The organism is Fulvitalea axinellae, from assembly GCF_036492835.1.
Taxonomy (GTDB): Bacteria; Bacteroidota; Bacteroidia; order Cytophagales; family Cyclobacteriaceae; genus Fulvitalea; species Fulvitalea axinellae.
The window spans coordinates 1210166-1227372 of the sequence record NZ_AP025314.1; the positions used below are offsets into that span (position 1 = coordinate 1210166).

Annotated in this window: 16 protein-coding genes; all 16 read right to left on the bottom strand. The window is 46.5% G+C overall.

Translation table 11 applies throughout. The features are described 5' to 3' along the window. Positions 1-65 precede the first annotated feature (65 nt). Complete coding sequence (locus AABK39_RS04870) at positions 66-2480, bottom strand: HD domain-containing protein (protein WP_338393790.1); 2415 nt, start codon at positions 2478-2480, stop codon at positions 66-68. Positions 2481-3217: 737 nt separating this feature from the next. Beyond that, a complete protein-coding gene (locus AABK39_RS04875; protein ID WP_338393791.1) occupies positions 3218-4330 on the bottom strand; it encodes a restriction endonuclease in 1113 nt (370 codons plus the stop codon). An 84-nt stretch (positions 4331-4414) separates the two neighbouring features. Next, positions 4415-4894, bottom strand: a complete 480-nt coding sequence (locus AABK39_RS04880; protein WP_338393792.1) for an LA_2272 family surface repeat-containing protein — start codon at positions 4892-4894, stop codon at positions 4415-4417. Between the two features lie 215 nt (positions 4895-5109). Beyond that, a complete protein-coding gene (locus AABK39_RS04885) occupies positions 5110-5571 on the bottom strand; it encodes a hypothetical protein (protein WP_338393793.1) in 462 nt (153 codons plus the stop codon). Positions 5572-5851: 280 nt separating this feature from the next. Further along, positions 5852-6676 carry a P-loop NTPase family protein gene (locus tag AABK39_RS04890; RefSeq protein WP_338393794.1) on the bottom strand — a complete coding sequence of 275 codons (825 nt, stop codon included), beginning with the start codon at positions 6674-6676 and terminating at the stop codon, positions 5852-5854. Continuing rightward, positions 6673-8208: a zincin-like metallopeptidase domain-containing protein gene (locus tag AABK39_RS04895; RefSeq protein ID WP_338393795.1), complete on the bottom strand. Its 1536-nt coding sequence runs from the start codon at positions 8206-8208 to the stop codon at positions 6673-6675. Before AABK39_RS04895 ends, AABK39_RS04890 begins: the two co-directional genes overlap by 4 nt. A 191-nt stretch (positions 8209-8399) precedes the next feature. Continuing rightward, the gene (locus tag AABK39_RS04900) at positions 8400-8837 is read right to left on the bottom strand and encodes a 3TM-type holin (protein ID WP_338393796.1); all 438 of its coding nucleotides are present in this window, start codon (positions 8835-8837) and stop codon (positions 8400-8402) included. Then, positions 8834-9457 carry a glycoside hydrolase family 108 protein gene (locus tag AABK39_RS04905; RefSeq protein WP_338393797.1) on the bottom strand — a complete coding sequence of 208 codons (624 nt, stop codon included), beginning with the start codon at positions 9455-9457 and terminating at the stop codon, positions 8834-8836. Before AABK39_RS04905 ends, AABK39_RS04900 begins: the two co-directional genes overlap by 4 nt. Continuing rightward, positions 9454-10170, bottom strand: coding sequence for a peptidoglycan-binding domain-containing protein (locus tag AABK39_RS04910; RefSeq protein WP_338393798.1), 717 nt, complete (start codon positions 10168-10170; stop codon positions 9454-9456). Before AABK39_RS04910 ends, AABK39_RS04905 begins: the two co-directional genes overlap by 4 nt. After that, complete coding sequence (locus AABK39_RS04915) at positions 10167-10643, bottom strand: hypothetical protein (RefSeq protein WP_338393799.1); 477 nt, start codon at positions 10641-10643, stop codon at positions 10167-10169. Before AABK39_RS04915 ends, AABK39_RS04910 begins: the two co-directional genes overlap by 4 nt. A gap of 2 nt (positions 10644-10645) precedes the next feature. Next, positions 10646-10831: a hypothetical protein gene (locus tag AABK39_RS04920; protein WP_338393800.1), complete on the bottom strand. Its 186-nt coding sequence runs from the start codon at positions 10829-10831 to the stop codon at positions 10646-10648. After that, positions 10824-11723: a hypothetical protein gene (locus tag AABK39_RS04925; RefSeq protein ID WP_338393801.1), complete on the bottom strand. Its 900-nt coding sequence runs from the start codon at positions 11721-11723 to the stop codon at positions 10824-10826. The genes AABK39_RS04920 and AABK39_RS04925 overlap by 8 nt, the downstream gene beginning before the upstream one ends. A 41-nt stretch (positions 11724-11764) precedes the next feature. Beyond that, on the bottom strand, positions 11765-12958 hold the full coding sequence (locus AABK39_RS04930) for a hypothetical protein (protein ID WP_338393802.1): 1194 nt from the start codon (positions 12956-12958) through the stop codon (positions 11765-11767). Further along, the gene (locus tag AABK39_RS04935) at positions 12955-13158 is read right to left on the bottom strand and encodes a hypothetical protein (RefSeq protein ID WP_338393803.1); all 204 of its coding nucleotides are present in this window, start codon (positions 13156-13158) and stop codon (positions 12955-12957) included. The genes AABK39_RS04930 and AABK39_RS04935 overlap by 4 nt, the downstream gene beginning before the upstream one ends. After that, positions 13155-16445: a hypothetical protein gene (locus AABK39_RS04940; RefSeq protein ID WP_338393804.1), complete on the bottom strand. Its 3291-nt coding sequence runs from the start codon at positions 16443-16445 to the stop codon at positions 13155-13157. Before AABK39_RS04940 ends, AABK39_RS04935 begins: the two co-directional genes overlap by 4 nt. Beyond that, complete coding sequence (locus tag AABK39_RS04945; protein WP_338393805.1) at positions 16442-17206, bottom strand: hypothetical protein; 765 nt, start codon at positions 17204-17206, stop codon at positions 16442-16444. The genes AABK39_RS04940 and AABK39_RS04945 overlap by 4 nt, the downstream gene beginning before the upstream one ends. Between the last annotated feature and the right edge of the window lies 1 nt (position 17207).

Below are 17207 nucleotides of genomic sequence, written 5' to 3' on the forward strand. Positions count from 1 at the left end.
CCAGTGTGTTGTGTTACGCCTGAAGTAGGCGTATTACGTATGACACATTATTGGGTGTTCGTGCTTTATTTTATTTTCTCCAATGCTTTTAAAAATATTTCATTCTTATTGTTTTTCTTAAATATCTCCTTTAGATTTTCCCAATAATCAGGTTCGACTAATTTTGATAAACTCAGACAAATTAAAGTGGCTAGTTTTTCTTCAAAATCCGCCCATTTTTCACTCATAATAATTTCTGTCCTTGGAGAGTTTAAATCTAAATCTCTTTGTCCACAAACATCCACTACAAGCAAAAGAGGAAACGGCCAAGAGATTTTCACTTGATTATTTTTCCGTCTCCATGATTGAGGAAACAATGAAGAAGGTATTTCAATTCCATGTAATGAAAGACGTGATTTTGATTTCGCAAATTCAGATGTAGAATCACCTTCATTTATATCTCCATCATCATTTATGGTTATTGACTTAGACGATTCTGAAATTGAATTTTCAGAAATACGTATACTTCTTTCTAATGTATATGTTTCACCCTCAATTTCGACATCCCTAGAGTTTAATTCAAGTCGTGAAACTGGCTTCCCATGACTTTCCAATATCGCAATTGTTGCAGAACCAAGAATTCCCTCCTTTTGATTATCTAACTTAATATCGAACATTCTTATATTATCGTGCTCCCTCCATGAAAAATCTTTCATTGAGCTTGCAACTACTTCTTGAAAACTATTCTCATCTTTTGTTTTTTTTTGAGATTCTGTTAAAATATTTATTTTAAATGGTGGATTAGGAATTATTGTTTCGACTGATTTAATAAATTCATCTTCCTTTAACCTTTCCCAAGGGTTTTGGTCTCTTAGAAAGAGCTTAGTAGTTGTCCCTGGCATTTCCCTTTCTCCTTCTTTGATAAGAAAAATGCTTTCTTGTCCTTCGACCATCACATTTAATGGTTCACTTGATTTATGCGGCGCATAAACTCTTTTTGTATCTACCCATAAGGTGTCTGCAACCATGAAACAAGATAGAATTCCGATACCAAATCTTGATGTTGGTGAGAAATCAGCATTTGATTCTGATTTTAAACTGTAAAAATCTGCTGATTTGTAGAATGAAGAACCAATTTTTGAATAATAGTTATCTATTATATATTGGTCCATACCTGTTCCATTATCACTAACCTCTAGAACAAAATCATCTTCATATTTATAATATTTTACAGATATTTCGGGAATATAAGGATTACCCCACTTTTGCTCTTGAGCCTGACGCAATAAGCAAGCATCTATTGAATTTTGAAGTAGTTCTCTCAATGCAACCTCTGAACTTCCATAAAGCTTTGTCCCCATTAACAAATCAATTACTTGCTTTTTGCTTAAATTGAATTTGGTATCACGATAGATATAAATGGGTTTATTTTTGATATTGCGTTTCGTCTGTATTTTCTCTCTATTAACTTTATATGGGAATTTAACTTTTACCTCTCTGGCTTTACTTAAATTAAACTCGTTTAATGATGCAATTATGTTGTTGCAAATACTTAACTCTTTATCAATAAAATTGCAGAATTCATGGATTGAAGCTTCAATTGCTGGATGTGAACATTTTGCACCAAATTGAATCATATCAGGGTTAATTTCCCATGCTTCAATCGCTCTGTGTTTATTCCATTCTGATAGAGAAACAGGGTGCCTTACGTACAAATGTGAAAACAAAACGGGTGGAGTTCTTTTGCCATCAAAATCTAGCACGTCTGCTAATCGAAGTATTAATCCAATTAATGGTAAACAAGCAACGATTCCTGAGCCACAAAGAAAATTTTTATCTAATTCCAACAAGCTTAACGCTTCTTCGTTATGGCTAAAACATATTTGTGCAAATTCAACAGTTAAATCTACATCTCTAAATAATATTTTACCTTCCCAATCTTTTTCGATTATCTCGCGAGCTCTTTCGGCATGGGTGATTCTAATAAATTCAGTTATCAAATATCCTTTAAGAGTGTCTGCTTTTGAATGTTTGTCTTGAAAAATATAATCTGAAATCTTTTTTTTATCATCTGGACGTGATGAATAAAAGCGTTTAAATTTTTCACTTGTGTTCTTTTCTTCTTCAGATTCAAATTCAGGTTTGTAGTCAAAAACCTTTTTCCATGCAAGAACATCCTTTTCTTCTGGTGCCATCCCAATATCATGCATCATTGCACTCAAGACAAGTAGTTGTAATTCTGGAATAGATAGTTTTTGGACATTCTCAGATGTCAATATTCTTTCCATAAGGTTTAATACTCTAAACAAATGCTCACCATCGTGTAGAGTAAATTCTCCCATATGCTTTATGATTGTTTTGGCTCGACTGTAAGAATAAAGGACAACACTATCAACTAGAGCAATTACTTCTGAATCCTTTTCTTTGCATTTCTCTTTTAGTGTCTTGTAAATGAAACTTTTATTCAATCTTTCAATTACTTCTTCTTTATAATCGTCCATAATGATTCTTCTCTAGTTTGTCAAAAGTGTTCTAAGTCTCCTTGTATGACCCCCAACATGGAATAACAAGAATTCCCGTTATCTCCCATTTACAAAACATTTCCCTTTCTCAAAAACAGTAAAAAATTAATATCTAAAAAATACAATATCAATTTTATTTCATCTAAATGTGACTCAATAAAGTCAAACATGACTAAAGTCATATGCATATTAATGCTATAGGCTTTTCATAAAAAAAGTTCCTGTTACTTCCCTATACGGGAAATAACAGGAACCGAACAATTAACCTCATTTATGGAACCGTTTCCTCTTAATCTTCAGCGTCCACTATATTCCCCTTGAATACCGAATTAACCAAATCAGATTCTGAAGCGTAGCGAGCGATTCTTTTCGAACGTAGCCATGCCACCCTCATGCACATACGCCACTGTCGAGGCATCAAAATCCTCTACAATAGATCTAGCTGTCTCTTTATCTGCCCCCTGAAAAGGTATAAAGCCGGTGTATACGATCAAGGAAGAAACATAAAGATCTTTTCCCTAAAAGTCGGAAATATAGAGGGCTTGTTCACTATACCTATAGTGTTCATTTTTATTGAACAAGGTGAGTATAATGAACAACATCAAAAGTTAAGAGAAAGTATACGCCGTATAAGAGAGCCGTACGTACAGTGGTGTGAGAGGCGCACTGAGGGCTTATGGCTCATGGCCGTCTACTCGGTTAGCTGCTACCTTTTATCAATCTTCTTTCTCTATAGTCGTAATATAATCACTAATTTCAATTTCTTCTCTTACGTCTTCTGAATTGTCAACGTATTTACTTTTCACTTCCGTTTCATATTTAGGATTTACCTCAAATTCTGCAACACCTTCCAAATCAAAATCTCGTGCTAATAATTGCCATCCAATTTTAATCGATTTTGAATCATATTTAGGTATGCAATAACACTCAAAAACCTTACTATCCTTTTGTATCAAAGGAGAATTATCTAGAGGTCTAAATAGAATTTGCTTTTCATCTTCGTATGCCCAAGTTGTTCGATATTTAGCAAGTTCTTTATACATAAGAATGTCATTAGTGAAATCATCGTCAACCTTTGCCACAGTATCTTCATCAAAACTCAACCAAAATTTCCAATCCTCTAAAACCTTATTACCCGAGTTGAAAATAGCAACGCTCAATTTGCACCAACCATGATTTTTCTTTTGCGGTCCAAACATTCCTCTATTTACAGAAAACAGTTGTGCTTGAACAGCACTAAAAATGTTATTCGACAATTCAGGTTCAAGTCTTTTGATATAATTCGTTGTTGTTTTCAAAAATTTTGGAATCAATACATTGTTATCGTTTTCTGTTTGGAATGAAACTTCAGTATCAAATTGCTCTTTAAATTGTAAATTGTTTACATACCAATTGAATGTATCTCTGTGCTCCTCGATTAAATCTGCAATATCCTCCCAAGAATAGAGTATAATTTCAAAATCTCCTTTTTTAGTACTTTCGATGTCCTTTAATCGAACATATTTTTCAATCTCAACATCTTTAGGTGCTGTTGTCGCAAAAGCATAAACTTTCAATTTTGGTTCAAATGTCAGAGCTTTTTCAATTTCCTCATTTATTTCCTTTTTTGTCAGTTTACTATTTATATAATTATCTTTCCCTTTACATTGAATGGCCCAATAGTCTTCTTCTCCCTTTGGTTTTCCGTAAACATCTACACCTGCTTGTGGCTGTCCAAGTCTACCATTTTTTTTAATTGTATAAGGACATCCCCATACTTCACCAAAAAGCTTTTTACATAAGCTTTCAAAGTCTTGCCAATTTTCAGGAGGTCGTATTGATTTTTTCATTTGCAGTATGTTCTTTTAGGTTGTGGTTAACGTTTTGGCTAAGCTGCATTTTAATGCAGTTTAGGTTTTGTTGTACACCGGCTTTTATTCAAAATTCCAATTAATTAGTGGGAGTTTTCTTTTCTGATTTACATTCCAAAGCCCTAATTGTAACCCTTTGAATTTTTTTGAATTATTCAAAATTCCTATTTGTACTCCAATTCCATCATGAGCAAAATTAAAGGCCGAAATTTGTACTCCATTCATGTAGTAAGAACTATTTGCAATAGTAGCTAATTGAAGTCCATTTTGTTTATCAATTATATTCCAACCACCTGCTAGAGAGAAACCGTTTCCCAATTTCCCATATTGCCCAACTATACCAATCGTTAATCCATTATAATTACAATCACACCAAGAACCTGTTGAGATATTTAAACCATTCATTACTTCACTGTAACTATAGTTATTTAATTCAAAGGGAGAAGTTGCATTAGGAAATCCATTACCCATGAATGATAGAAATCCTATTCCTGGTATTTCTAAACGAAGCCCATTTGTTTTTACATTTCTATGATCTGCCATCGTAGATAAAAATCCAAATGACATTCCATTTATTAATTTATTTGAATCGTGAAAAGTTCCTACTATACTTTTTTTGTAAAAAAACTGTCCTGCCCATATGCACTTTGTATTGTCAGAAGTAAAATTAAATTAGATAGTATCTTTTTCATAATGGAGTACAACGGTTTGGCTAAACTGCGTTTTAATGCAGTTTAGGTTTTGTTGTGGTGTCGTTTTTATCTTTTTAATTTATTCACTATTTCGATAAATTCATCATAGGACTTCGCTGGTGGATTTTCATAGTGAATGTATCCATTTTCCGTTTTAAAATATTTTTTCATTTCGATTAAGCATTCATCCTCATTTTCGGTGTTCAAGTTTCCACTCATATCAGCGTTTCTTGATATTCCGAGAATCATGTTTCCATCTTTTGTATAGAAGATCATTCCTTGTTTGTTGAGATTCTCTTTGTCTTTATTTCTCCAATAAATACTTTGAGCATATTGCGGATTGGATTCAAGGAAAGTCATTAAATCCTCAGCATTATCAAATTCATGAATTGGATCATCTAAATACTGAGGAATGAGATACTCATCGGCACTTTCTTCTCTTATCGGAAGGAAATGGTTCAAAAAATCAACTCCTAGTTTTTTTGACCTTGACTTTTGGATTACATATACGTCTGCTAAATATCCCATTCTTTAATGCTCCACAACATGAAATAACAGGAATTCCCGTTATCTCCCATTTACAAAATATTTCCCTTTCTCAAAAACAGTAAAAAATTAATATCTAAAAAATACAACATCAATTTTATTTCATCTAAAAGTGACTCAATAAAGTTAAACATGACTAATATCATATGCATATTAATGCTATGCCCATTTTCGGTTTTTCATAAAAAAGTTCCTGTCACTTCCCCTATACGGTAAATAACAGGAACCGAATAATTAATTTCATGTATAGGACCGTTTCCCCTTAGTCTTCGGCGTCCACTATTTTTCCCTCGAATACCGAATAGACCAAACCGGATTCAGAAGCGTAGCGGTTCTTTTCGAACGTAGCCATGCCACCCTCATACACGTGCGCCACCGCCGAGGCGTCAAAGTCCGCCATATTACCGCCTCTGGTCGTTCCGGCGGTGTTGCTCTGGGTGATCACTATAAAGATCGTCTCTTTGTGGGCTTTGCGCAGGCGGTCAATGTCCTGCTGTTTGGCGCCCGTCACCTTTTGCCAACTGTCTATCAGGATCACGTCAAAGGCTTCGGCCGCTTTTTGGATGGTCTTCAGGCCTTCGGGTAGTTCGGAGGCTACCAAGATCCGTTTCTCGTTGGCGGGTTTGATATTCCTTTTGCGATAGTCCTCCTTGATCAGTTTCGATTCCTTGTCCATCTCCAGAGAAAAGAAACCGGCGTTCATTCCGTTTCCGGCGAAAAAGTCGGCGATCTGGAAAAGGAAACTGCTCTTGCCCGCTCCCTTGTCGCCCCGCAAAAGCATCAGGTATTCGTATTTCTCTATCTCGCCGAACCAGCGGGCCAGAACGCCTTTCAGCTTCAGCGCCTTGACTTCCCGGGTCGCGCTTTTCTCGCCGATCCCCGAGAAGATCCCCGACAGGTCGGGCGGAAGGTCGGAGCTTTTCAGCTTTTTGGCGGGCGCCTTCAGGGCCAGCGGGTGCTTTTCCTCTATCTCGGCGTAAAGGATTTCCAACTCCGTTTCGTATCGCTTTGGGGATTTTTCGTATTTCCGCAGTTCTTTGCGGAGCCGGTCGGGCAGAATGTTCCTGTTGATATATCTTTCGCTCATGGCTTGCGCTTTTGGGTTCCGAACAGGGAAAGCTGTTTTTTCGAGGCTTCCGCCTTCTCTCGGTACGGTTTCAGTACCCGGTCCGCCTTGTCCTGACTAAACCGCCCGGCCTCGACCGCCTTGTCGAACTTCTTTTTCTTCTCTTGATACGTCCGTTCTTCGGGCGTTAAGGGCTTCGGCGGTTTGGAAACGGGCTTGGTAGGTTTTGAGCGTTTGCGGTTCAGGTCCGGAGCGGTTTTACCCTTTTTTGATCCGTTCCGGACGGGTTTTGAAACGGTTTTAGTTGGTTTTGGAGCGGGTTCTTTCTCCTTTGGCTTCTGTTCCGCCTCCAGCAATTTCCCCGTCGAGAGTTTCGGGGTATAGGCTTTCTTCTTTTTCCGGTTGTCCAGAATATAATCGGCGGCTTTCTGGGCTTTGGACATGGTGCGGAAAATCCACCTGTTGTCCTCTTCCATCGATTGGCGGATAGATCTTTTCCAGCCTTTTACATAGGCGGCGCTGTTGTCCCGGGTATGGAAGAAAATCCCCGCTTCGGCGGAAAGGTACTGGGCCGTAAACTCGGCGACCAATTCCTCTTCGGTGTACTTCGGGTCACCGAATTTCTTGCCGCCCCTTTCCGGATCGTTCAGGCGTTTGGGGTCCATCGTGGAGTGGGCCAACTCATGGAACAGGATGGAATAATACTTTTGGGGCTCTTCGAACTGGTCGTAATACGGCATGTTCACAACGTCCTTGCCCGGCTTCCACCAAGCCTGCCCGCCGTGGTTGACCGGCGGGCGCTTCGGCATATAGGTGACTATGTCATTGGCCGTTTGAAGGGCCACGGGCTGGTAATCCGTCGCGGGCGTGGCCACTATGCCGAAGTCTATTCCCGTAACGTCCTCGATATTGAAAACCCGGTAATACTTCAGAATAGGATACATTTTATAATCCTTCAGTCCCTCTTCTTGGGCCCTGTTGTATTCGTCAACCGTAATCCGCTTGCCTTCGGGGTCTTTGGCGATCAGGGTGTAATAAATCACCTTTTCCGATTCCGCCCCTTCCTTGACCCGGCCGCCTTTCTTGTCGATCTGGTTAAAAGTCATCCAGTACGGAATCGAGCGGTCCGCCATGGTGAGCAACAGCACGTTGACGCCCGAATACCTCCGGCGTGTCCCGAAATTCTGGTGCGCTCCCGACGAGACGGTTTTGCCGGCCTCAAGTGTATAGACTACCTGACTCCAAGGCTTTCGCCAAGGCAGGGAATCCGAAGACTCTATTTTTTCCAAAATCAAATTGGTCACGATCTGGTAAACGTCCCTGATCTTTTCACCCTTCTCATCGGTACCCCCGAGCCCTTCCAGCGGTTGGCCGGGTTCCCCGTAAAGCTTGCGGGCGGTCCGTTCGTTCATGCAGGGAATTCCGTACAGGGCCGACGGGTCCAGCGAGGGATTAGGCGTTTCGATGGCTCCAAGACCGTTGTCGGTTGCGGGTTTGTCTTCGGAAAAAAAAGCGGTGGCGATGCCTAACAGGCCGAGGGTTTCGATAATCATAACAGGCGGTTTATTGGATTGGAACAAGGGGGACCAGACGCTTTGCGGGGCGGGGATTTTTGTCGCAAAGCAGGGAGCCGACGGCGCTCCCGATAACGAAAAACGGGAAGGCGTCCCGTCGGGTCGCCTTCGCCATAAAATAGAAACCGAGGCCGAACGCAGCCACGCAGAGTCGATGCCCGGTTTCGGTGCTATTGTGAGTCTTGGTAATACGCATCTTTGCGGTCTTTTTTCCTCAAGAAAGTAAGATCCATGTTTTGGGTGACGGTCTTGGCTATCTTCTCAGCCGAACGGCCCACCACATACCCGCCGAGGCCGATCTTCACCAAAGGAAACAGTTGGGGGGAAATCTCAATGTCAACGAAATGTCCGTAGGCGATAATAGCCACGAATACCAGCATCGTGACCGGGCGCCAAGAACGCTGAAGAAAGTTGCCGTTCATCTCGGCGGTGATCACCTGAACTTGCAGGGCCAAGACATTCAGAAAGAAGTTCATCACGGCTTCCGAAATTTGCCTCTTCAGCTTGCCCTTTTCCTCGTCGGTGGTGTTAATGTTGTCAATAAAGCCGGTCAGGGTTTTGACGAGTTTCGGACCTTGTTCGGTGAACAGTTTTTTGAATACGCTCATGACGGTTTGTTTAAAAGCCACAAACCGACGAAGATAGCCAGCAACGCCACCGCCGAAATTCCGCCGGCGTAGTTGAACATGGAGGCTCGCTTGAGCCAACCGGGCAGAAAACCGGCGTTCGAACCTTTGGCGATACGCTTATAATATGCGATGCGCCCTTGTTTGAACGCCTCGAAAAGCTCGGAGCCCGGAACCGAGTTGACGGCGTTGACAGTGTTGCGACCCATTGCGCCGTCCACGGCCAAACTAAAGCCGAAACTGTCATTCAGTACCCGTTGCAATACCTTGACGGCGTTGCCACCGGCGTTGATATAGAAGTCGTACGCCTGAATGGCCAGACTGGAATCGGCGAACTTGTCGAACCAACCCCTTCGCCAAAACTTGACGCGGTAAAACGCCTTTACCAGACTGTCAAGCGTAGGGGAATTGATTCGCTGGTTGGTCTTTAGGGAGCTTACGCCCAGACGCCTTTTCTCGGCGTCCACCAATGCCCAGCCTTCCCAACCCGGGTGATAATTGCGGGCGATTCCGCGGTAGGTTTCGCCTCCTTTATCGTTGGGATTGTTGGCGTAAAACCCCTCGTGCTTCATCGCTATTTCGTGCGCTCTGTCGAAACTCATGATCTGAAAGCTTTTTGGATTAGTGATTTCTCGTGGTCGCTTTTCGCCGTGATCTTGTCGCAGAAAAGCAGGTTGAAGTCAAGCTCGGTGTGAAACGAGGCCTGCGTTTTGTCGATCCACGCCAAATAGTCTTGGCCGCCGATATTGAAGCGGACCTGCGCCATGCCGTTTTTCTCCAGCCCGGTGGCTTCCCCGACGTGGCGCCTGTTCATCAGCTTGATAATGGCGTCTTTGCCGTAGCCCGAAATCAGGTTTCTGCGGTCCGAGACGCCTTTGAAAATCCGTTCGCCGTCCCAAGAGTTGACCGAGACGAACACGCGCTTGCGGTTGTCGGCTGTCCGGGCGTCCTTGTCCAGCTTCAGGTCCGTGATCTTCTGGAACAGTTCGAAGCTCACCGTTTCGGAATGCCCGGCGGACTTCAGCGCCTTGGCCAAACCGTTGCCGAAAACCCCGTCCGCTCCGCCCGACATGCGGATGGTCCGGGCGGGTTCGCCGCCTTTTTCCAGCAAAGCGAGCTGGAGCCGTTTCACTGTCTCGCCCCGGTGGCCTTTTCTCAACGGCCAGATTCCAGCGGGTACGCCCGGCGCCTTGGTTCCGGGCCGTGGCAAAGGGTTGCTTTCCGGTCCGGGGTTGATCAGTTCGGCACCGTCGCCGTTCTTTATGGAGAGATAATAGAAGGCCGCTCCCGCGGCCGCGATTAGCCAGCCGTTCATGATGTTTGGTTTTGGGGTGATTGGAGGATGGCGTGGAATTTCTTGATTTCCCTGTCGTCCAGTTCGTTGGTCAGATCCTTCAGAAGAATCCTGTTATAGAGCTTTTTGTACTCGGTCGCCACGGCGGAAAACGGAACGCCTTGGCGGACCATATCGTAAGCCGCCTCGTAGATGGCCTTTTCGTCGGTGCCGTCCCAGAGCCAAGCCGCCAGTTTGTGCATGGACGTGTGGAACCGGGAAGCCAGCGAAATGGCGTGACTGCTTTTGGATTTCGTGCCGTAGCGGTTTTGGGCCTCCAGAACGTTCTGTTTGATTTTCCCTTGGACCATCCAGCGGTTGATCAGGTACAGGGCGGTAAGGACTCCCGCCCCGAGGATCACTTTTTGCCCGGCGCCGGAATTCGCCAATTCCTTGGCTCTCTTTCCGGCGCCGGAGGCGATTTGCAAGCCTTTTTGTACTGCCAATGGATTCATGCCTAAATGAAGTTTTTGAATTTTCGGATCTTGTCGTTAATCCCTTTCTTTTCCGATTTCTCGGCGAGGGTTTTCAGGTTCTGGGGATCGATATTGGAGGCGATTTTCTCCAAAGCCTCCCTGATCCGCCCGGCCATCAGCGGATTGTCCAGCCGGACGCTTATTTCCAAAGTCGTTTTCTCAGGCATCGGCTTCGGGCTTTTGGGTTGGGGGAGGAACAAATTTGTCAAGGAAAGCGGGGTCTTTGGCGATGGCCGAAAAGAGGGTATAGACACGCTTGACCACCTCTTTTTCCTGTTCCTGAAGCCATTGCACCGTGTTGCCGATCATGGAATTCAGTTCGGAATCCTTATGGTAAACCGTCGGGGACTCGCCGTTTTGGGCGGGCTGTTGCTCGGGTTCTTGCGGATTGCCCGTCAGTTCGTCCATTCCGACGCCCATCAGCCGGGACACCGCCATGGCGGCGACATTGGCCAACGCGGGATTGCTTCCCACCGTTTCCACTATCCCGGACAGGCTTCCTTTGCGCTCGGCCTCGTCACCCTTGCGCTCCAGCTCGAAGTGCTCGTCCTTGAACTTGTTCTCTTTCTCCAGCTCGAAATTCTCCTTCTTCAGCCTCTCGTTTTCGCTCTCCAAAGCCTCGTTTTTCTTTTCGAGGCGGTCACGGTCCTTTTCCACATGCTTTAGCTGGTACTCCAGTATCTGGGCTTTCGCAAAAGTTCCCGACATATCGGGCTGAACCATGCCGAGCCCCTGCATTCCGGCTTGGGGTTGCGGCGGATAATATGGCCGTTGCGGTTGCTCCGGATATTGCGGAGTCCGTGGCGACGCCACGCTGATCACGAGCCGTTTGACGGATTTCGAACTGCTCCCGTTCGGCTTTCTGATGTCGATATTGATTTGCTCCGCTTCGGGATGGCTCTCCTTTACGGACATGACGGTTTCGCCGACATCCACGTCCTCTTGGCTCATGCCGGTGTAGACGTTCCGAAGTTCGCCGTCCTCGACCGCCGAGACGCTGTAGGTGTAGTGTTCGTGTGTCTGTAGCAGTTCGCGGGCTTTGTTGATCTGTTGTTCCATTTCTGCGTGGCTTATGTTGGATATGGATTTTGGGCTTCAGGTTACTTGTCGCAACAGCAGTTCGCGGGCGCCACGCGTCTGCGAACCGGTCTGCGGATTACGCGCCTGCGCACCGTGGGTCTGCGGACTGTTCTCCGTACCGGCCTGCGTATCGCCGTAGACCTCCGCATGTGTCTGCGAAGTTGGGCCATGCTCATTCTTTTGCGTCTTCCGCGGGATCTGCGCTTGCGTTTGAACATCTTCCTGACCATGTTAATGTGGCGGAAAGGGTTCAGCCTTTTTCTGATCCGCTTGAAGATCTTTTTGAAGAAACCGAGCTGTCCGGTTCCCCGGAGCGTACGTCTGCGCCTGCGGGATTTCGTGCAGGGGCAAGGCTTTTTGCATCTTCTGCGCCTCAAGAACGGACTGCGGTAAGTTCTGCGGAGTCTTGGTCTGCCGTATCTTCTGCGGATCGTTCTGCGCAGTTTTGGCCTGCTATACCTCCTGCGGATTGTTCTGCGGAGCTTCGGTCTGCCGTATCTTCTGCGGATTGCTCTGCGTATTCTTGGCCTGCTATACCTCTTGCGGATTGTCCTGCGAATTGTTCTGCGCGGGGTCGGCTTGCGGAAGAGGCTCCGCAGTTTTGGTCTGCGATAGCTTTTGCGGACCGTTCTGCGCAAGGTTGGCTTTTTGAACCTCCTGCGGAAAAACGAGTATTTGCCTCTGCGGAATCTGCGGATATTGATCGGCAGGTTGCTTCCGCTTTTCTTGACCCGGACAAGCCCGCGTCTCCTTCTCTGCGACACGCTTCTGCGGATCGTCCTGCGAAGCTTCGGCCTACTTGACGCGCCGGTTCGCAGACGGCGCACTACCGTCCCTCGGGCTCTCGCGCTTTTGCGGAGCTTGGCTACTTCCGCCTGTAGTTGGCGAATCTGCTTTTGCAGGCTTCCGTCACTGCCCCGTTGGCGGGAATCCTCGCTTCTCAATCGCCGGATCTCGTTTTCCAAGCTATTGGCTTTGCGGACCAAAACGGCGCTGTTGTTCGCTGTTTTCCGGTCTGTATTCCTGATAGCTTGGGCGTTTCTCCGTATCCCTCTGGCCGACGTTTGCGCCACTTTTTTGGCGTAGGCCGGGGCTTTCGCTCCGGGTATCGTAACCCTCGGCGACGGCGTGAGGTGCCGGACCTTGTTCGGACGGGCGCCGAAGGGGTTCAGCAGGGCGTCGAAAATTTGCGGTATAAGTCCTTTTCTGCTCATGGCTCTTTTCTTTTTTTGATGCGGTTCTCTACGGCCTCGTAAACGCGGAGCGTAAGCCATATGGCCGACAAAACGGCCGAGTACGTGGCCAGTCCGCTGGCGAAACCCTCTGAGGTGAAAAGCGAGCGGACAAATCCCGGAACGACGTAAGCCGTGGAGCCGAAGCCGAACAGGTCGAATATTTTTTGGGTTACTTTCATGACAATGTGACAAACGGACCGATTTCTAATCTTTTCACCAAGCCATTCGCTCCGGTTCCCCACGCACTTAGATTCACATCTGAGATCCGTCGTATAATGGACAGTGGGCTTTCCGGCTTTATGAACCGCTTTTTGGGGATTACGCCAGCCTTCAGATCCGCCAGTGTCAAATCTTCCGACCGGGCCAAATCGCCTTGTAAAAACCCGATAATGGAATCGTCTAATATTTCAGGCGTTGCGTGGTCTCGCAGATCAAGAAAAGTGATGTCCGGGGGAGCGCCGGGGAGTCCTTTGGCGAATGTGTTAAGCGCCTCCTTATGCTCGGAGCTAAGCGAATCGTATTGATCCATATACCGGGCGGTTGGCATAGATGAATCTTCGGAATCGAGAATTATTCGGCTTGCCCATATATAATTCCTTAAATGGTATGTGTCGTAGCATCTGGCCCAAAAATTAATTTTCCCCGCTTCTTCGTCACAGTCCACGTTTATATACCCGTTCTCAATATCATAGTAGCCGTTGAATTCTCTCGTTACGCCGTCTTTGGCGTACGTGCCGTATAATACAAAATAGAAATGGCTATGAGAGTTGAAATAGACCCCTTCCGGGTATGGGTAGAAAACCTTTTTCCCGTTTACCCGAGGCCACGTTTCATCTGTTATTACAGTGCCCAGAGGGGATGCCGGTTGGCCACCTATAGAGTATCCGACAAATTGATTTTGGAGGTATGCGTAAGCCTGAAAAAATGTCTCATTATTCAACATTGCCATCCGTTCGCTTTCGAGAAGTTGGGAGATTACCGGCCCCGTAATGTTGAAATCCTTGGCGACTGTTAACGGTTTCTCTCCTTTCCTCTCCCCGAAATACGCGTTCGCCCTTTCCGCCTCGTGCGGTTGCAGTTTTTCCTCTTCGTACACCGCGCTTTCGCCGGTGGGGCGCAGGCGGGCGCCGGGCCCGGCGGTGTCGGGATCTCCCACTACGCAAATATGGTTTTTGCCGATTCCGTATTTCGAAAGCCAGATATGGCCCTCGGGGTTTGGCTTGTATTCCGTTCCGGCCGGGAGTCTTCCGGTCAGTTTGGCTCCGGCGGTTTCGGCGGGTATCGGGTTACCGAAAATGTCCTGACCCGGATTTAGCGCGGAGGCGGGAACAACGCTGTCCGAGCTAATCGAAAACTCGACGATTTCGACGACACTGCCTATATTGTTCACGGCGTGATTCTGGACGTTGGCGAAAACGTTTTTAGACGGCGAAACTCCCGTAATCTCAAACTCGTACTCATCCCAATTTTGGGGTAGATGGGATACTGTGTTATACGCTTCCTTGTATCGGTTGCTAAAATTGCTTTTGTCCGATAAAACAAGCGCCACAAACCGGACCCCTCCATAAAGCCTGACCTTGACCTTCATAGTGATTTCCTGTCCGGGAAAACTCTTGTCGGTAATTTTACTTATCCAAAACAGATGCTGGCCAAGAGTAGTCCCTTCCAGCCTAACTCCAACAGCACTCCCGTCAAATTTGATGTCGGCGATATTGTAGCCGTTAATTTCCTTGTCGAAGAATTCGCTTTGTCTTCCCCAAGCCTCCGCTGAAGAGGTGCCGTTCAAATTTATTTCTCCGTGATTCCGCCCCGCTTTGTTGCCTATAAACACCCCGTTTCCTTCAGAGACCGGAGAGGAAACCAATGTCTGGACTTTCTCGCCGTTCGCGTCCAAAGAGTTCGCGAAACAGTTAAAGATCCGTCCGGAATACCTGTGTTGCGGAACCATCTTTCCCCTGACCCCAACCGTATAAGCGGTATATTCGCTATCCGGGTCATACTGAATCGCCTGAACAGCTGATCCGTGGATCTTTTCGCCTATTTTTTCCCCATCTACATATATCTCGACAGTATTAAGAAAATACTTTGCGGATATAGTATGAACCCCTTCAAGTATTTGCAGGTCAAACGATCGTTCAATCGCATTGGCCAATACGGAAATTTTATTATTTGTAGCGTCAACGGATAACCTCAAACCCGGTCCCGCGTTTCCGTGCGAACCCCAACCCCAAATCGTTCCGTAATTCACCCCTCTGTCTTCCTCTCCCCAAAAAATCGTGGCGCCCAATTCAATCCAGTCGGTTTGAAACTCCGGGGTTTTCGGATATTCGATCCAAGCTGTTCCCGACATAAAGCACGGGGCCTCTTTCAACTGTGCAGGGATCGAGGCTTTGCCCGGATATTTAAGAGGAAAGCCCAAAGCGTCTCGCCCTTTGTTCTCAGAACTGGCGGGAATGGCTGGGATCAACTCAGGGTGATTCGTCGAAACAATCCGGAAATCAGTCATCCACACCCTTTGGTGATTCCAATTAAAATTCTCGTCCGCAACCAGTGTGATCAGAATTCTTGTCCCCGTGAAATTCCATGCCCCCTGTTTGTCAAACGATAATGATTTTTTAATGGTTCTCTGGCCCGAAACCTTCGCATGGTTACCCTGCCCGATAACTATGGTTTGATTGGGAACGGCAAAAGTGTCTTCCACTTCGACCGATATCGGCACGTCAAGCTCATTATGCAACGTATACTCGTATTCGATATAATGCCCTTTTACGGTGTGGTCATCCCAAAAACCGACGGCGTTATAATCCTTTGCAAAGAAGTTGGTTGTATTACGTCCCTTGAGATGGTTCGAAGCGGAGACATACATAGCCGGTTTTCCGTTATATGAGTCAAAATGCGCCCCAGACCATGCGGAATGCCATACGATGAAATTTAGAGCCTGTTGATGGTCTACATACCCCGTCCATCCGTATAAATCGCACCATGTTGCCGGGGCGTTTTGGTCTTCGGCCCTAAAATCCGCATGGTTTCCGCCTTCCAGCGATATCGTGGCGTGCTGTTGGTTTTTCGTGTTATACAATCGGCCTCCCGCACCTTCCTCACAGGGATAGAATCCCGTATTTGTTGTCAGAAACTTAAACACGGCGGTTTCGGGAAACACCAGCTCGTTGCCCGAAAGCCAAGCGGTCACGTCACGGTCCCGTTTCCATACGGAACCGTCACGCCAATGCCCGAGAATTACGGACGTCGGGGCTTCGGGGAAGATTATCTTTTGCCCGGCTTCGGCGCGGACGCACCGCTTCCAGAGCAAGGGCCTTTCCTCTCCGGAACTGTCCCGGATTTTGCCGTCAATATCCGCCGTTACGCCCGCGTACGGGTCCAGAAGGTGCTGTCGGATATGATTCGGCGGTATGACGGGATTGAGGGACATAACGATGCTCAGGATATGTAAGAGTAATGGTTTCATGCCGAGAATTCTTTGGGGGGTTCGGGGATCGGACAGGTGAACGGACAGACCGTTTTCAGTTTTTCCCAGCGCAGCGATTCGCGGTAGTTTTCGAGTTTCGTTATCTCCGCTTCGCTGAGTTTCTTTCTATAGTCGATGGCCCCCCAATGGTCGGTTTTGGCCAACACCTTGCGGGCTTCGTACCGCAGTTTTTCCTTGGCCTTTTCCAGATACTTTTCGTGGACCGGATGCAGGCCGGTGTCGGCCGTGAACTCGGGGGAATTCTTCAGTCCGCGGAACCCGAAGCCGTCGATCACCTGTATTCCCGCCCCAATCAGGGCTAGCATATCCGGAACCGAGGCCGAAAGCGAGACGATATGCCTGTTTCCCGCAAGGTTGGAGATATGGGACTTGTCGTTGAAGCTCGCTATTTCGGGATAGGCCGGAGTAAAGTCCTCCGGGTCCAATTCCTGAATCGGGTCTCGGAATATCATTCTGGACCCGTGGCCGGCCGGTATTTCGGACAGCAGGCCCGCCGAATCGACCAAGGCGTAATGCGTAAAGCGGTCGAATTTGACGCCCTGCTTGGCAAGGTGGGCCACGGTCCGCCATGTGAACGTGTCGGACTCCACGGAAAAAACCAGATCGCCGAACGAAAGCAGATTGTCCCGCTTTTTTTCGTAATGGCTCAGGGGTTCGTAACCTTGGTTGCGAAGGAACTCGACGGTCGCTATGGCTATCGAATTTTCGGCGTGTTCCCGTGTAAATCCTACTTTGATCATG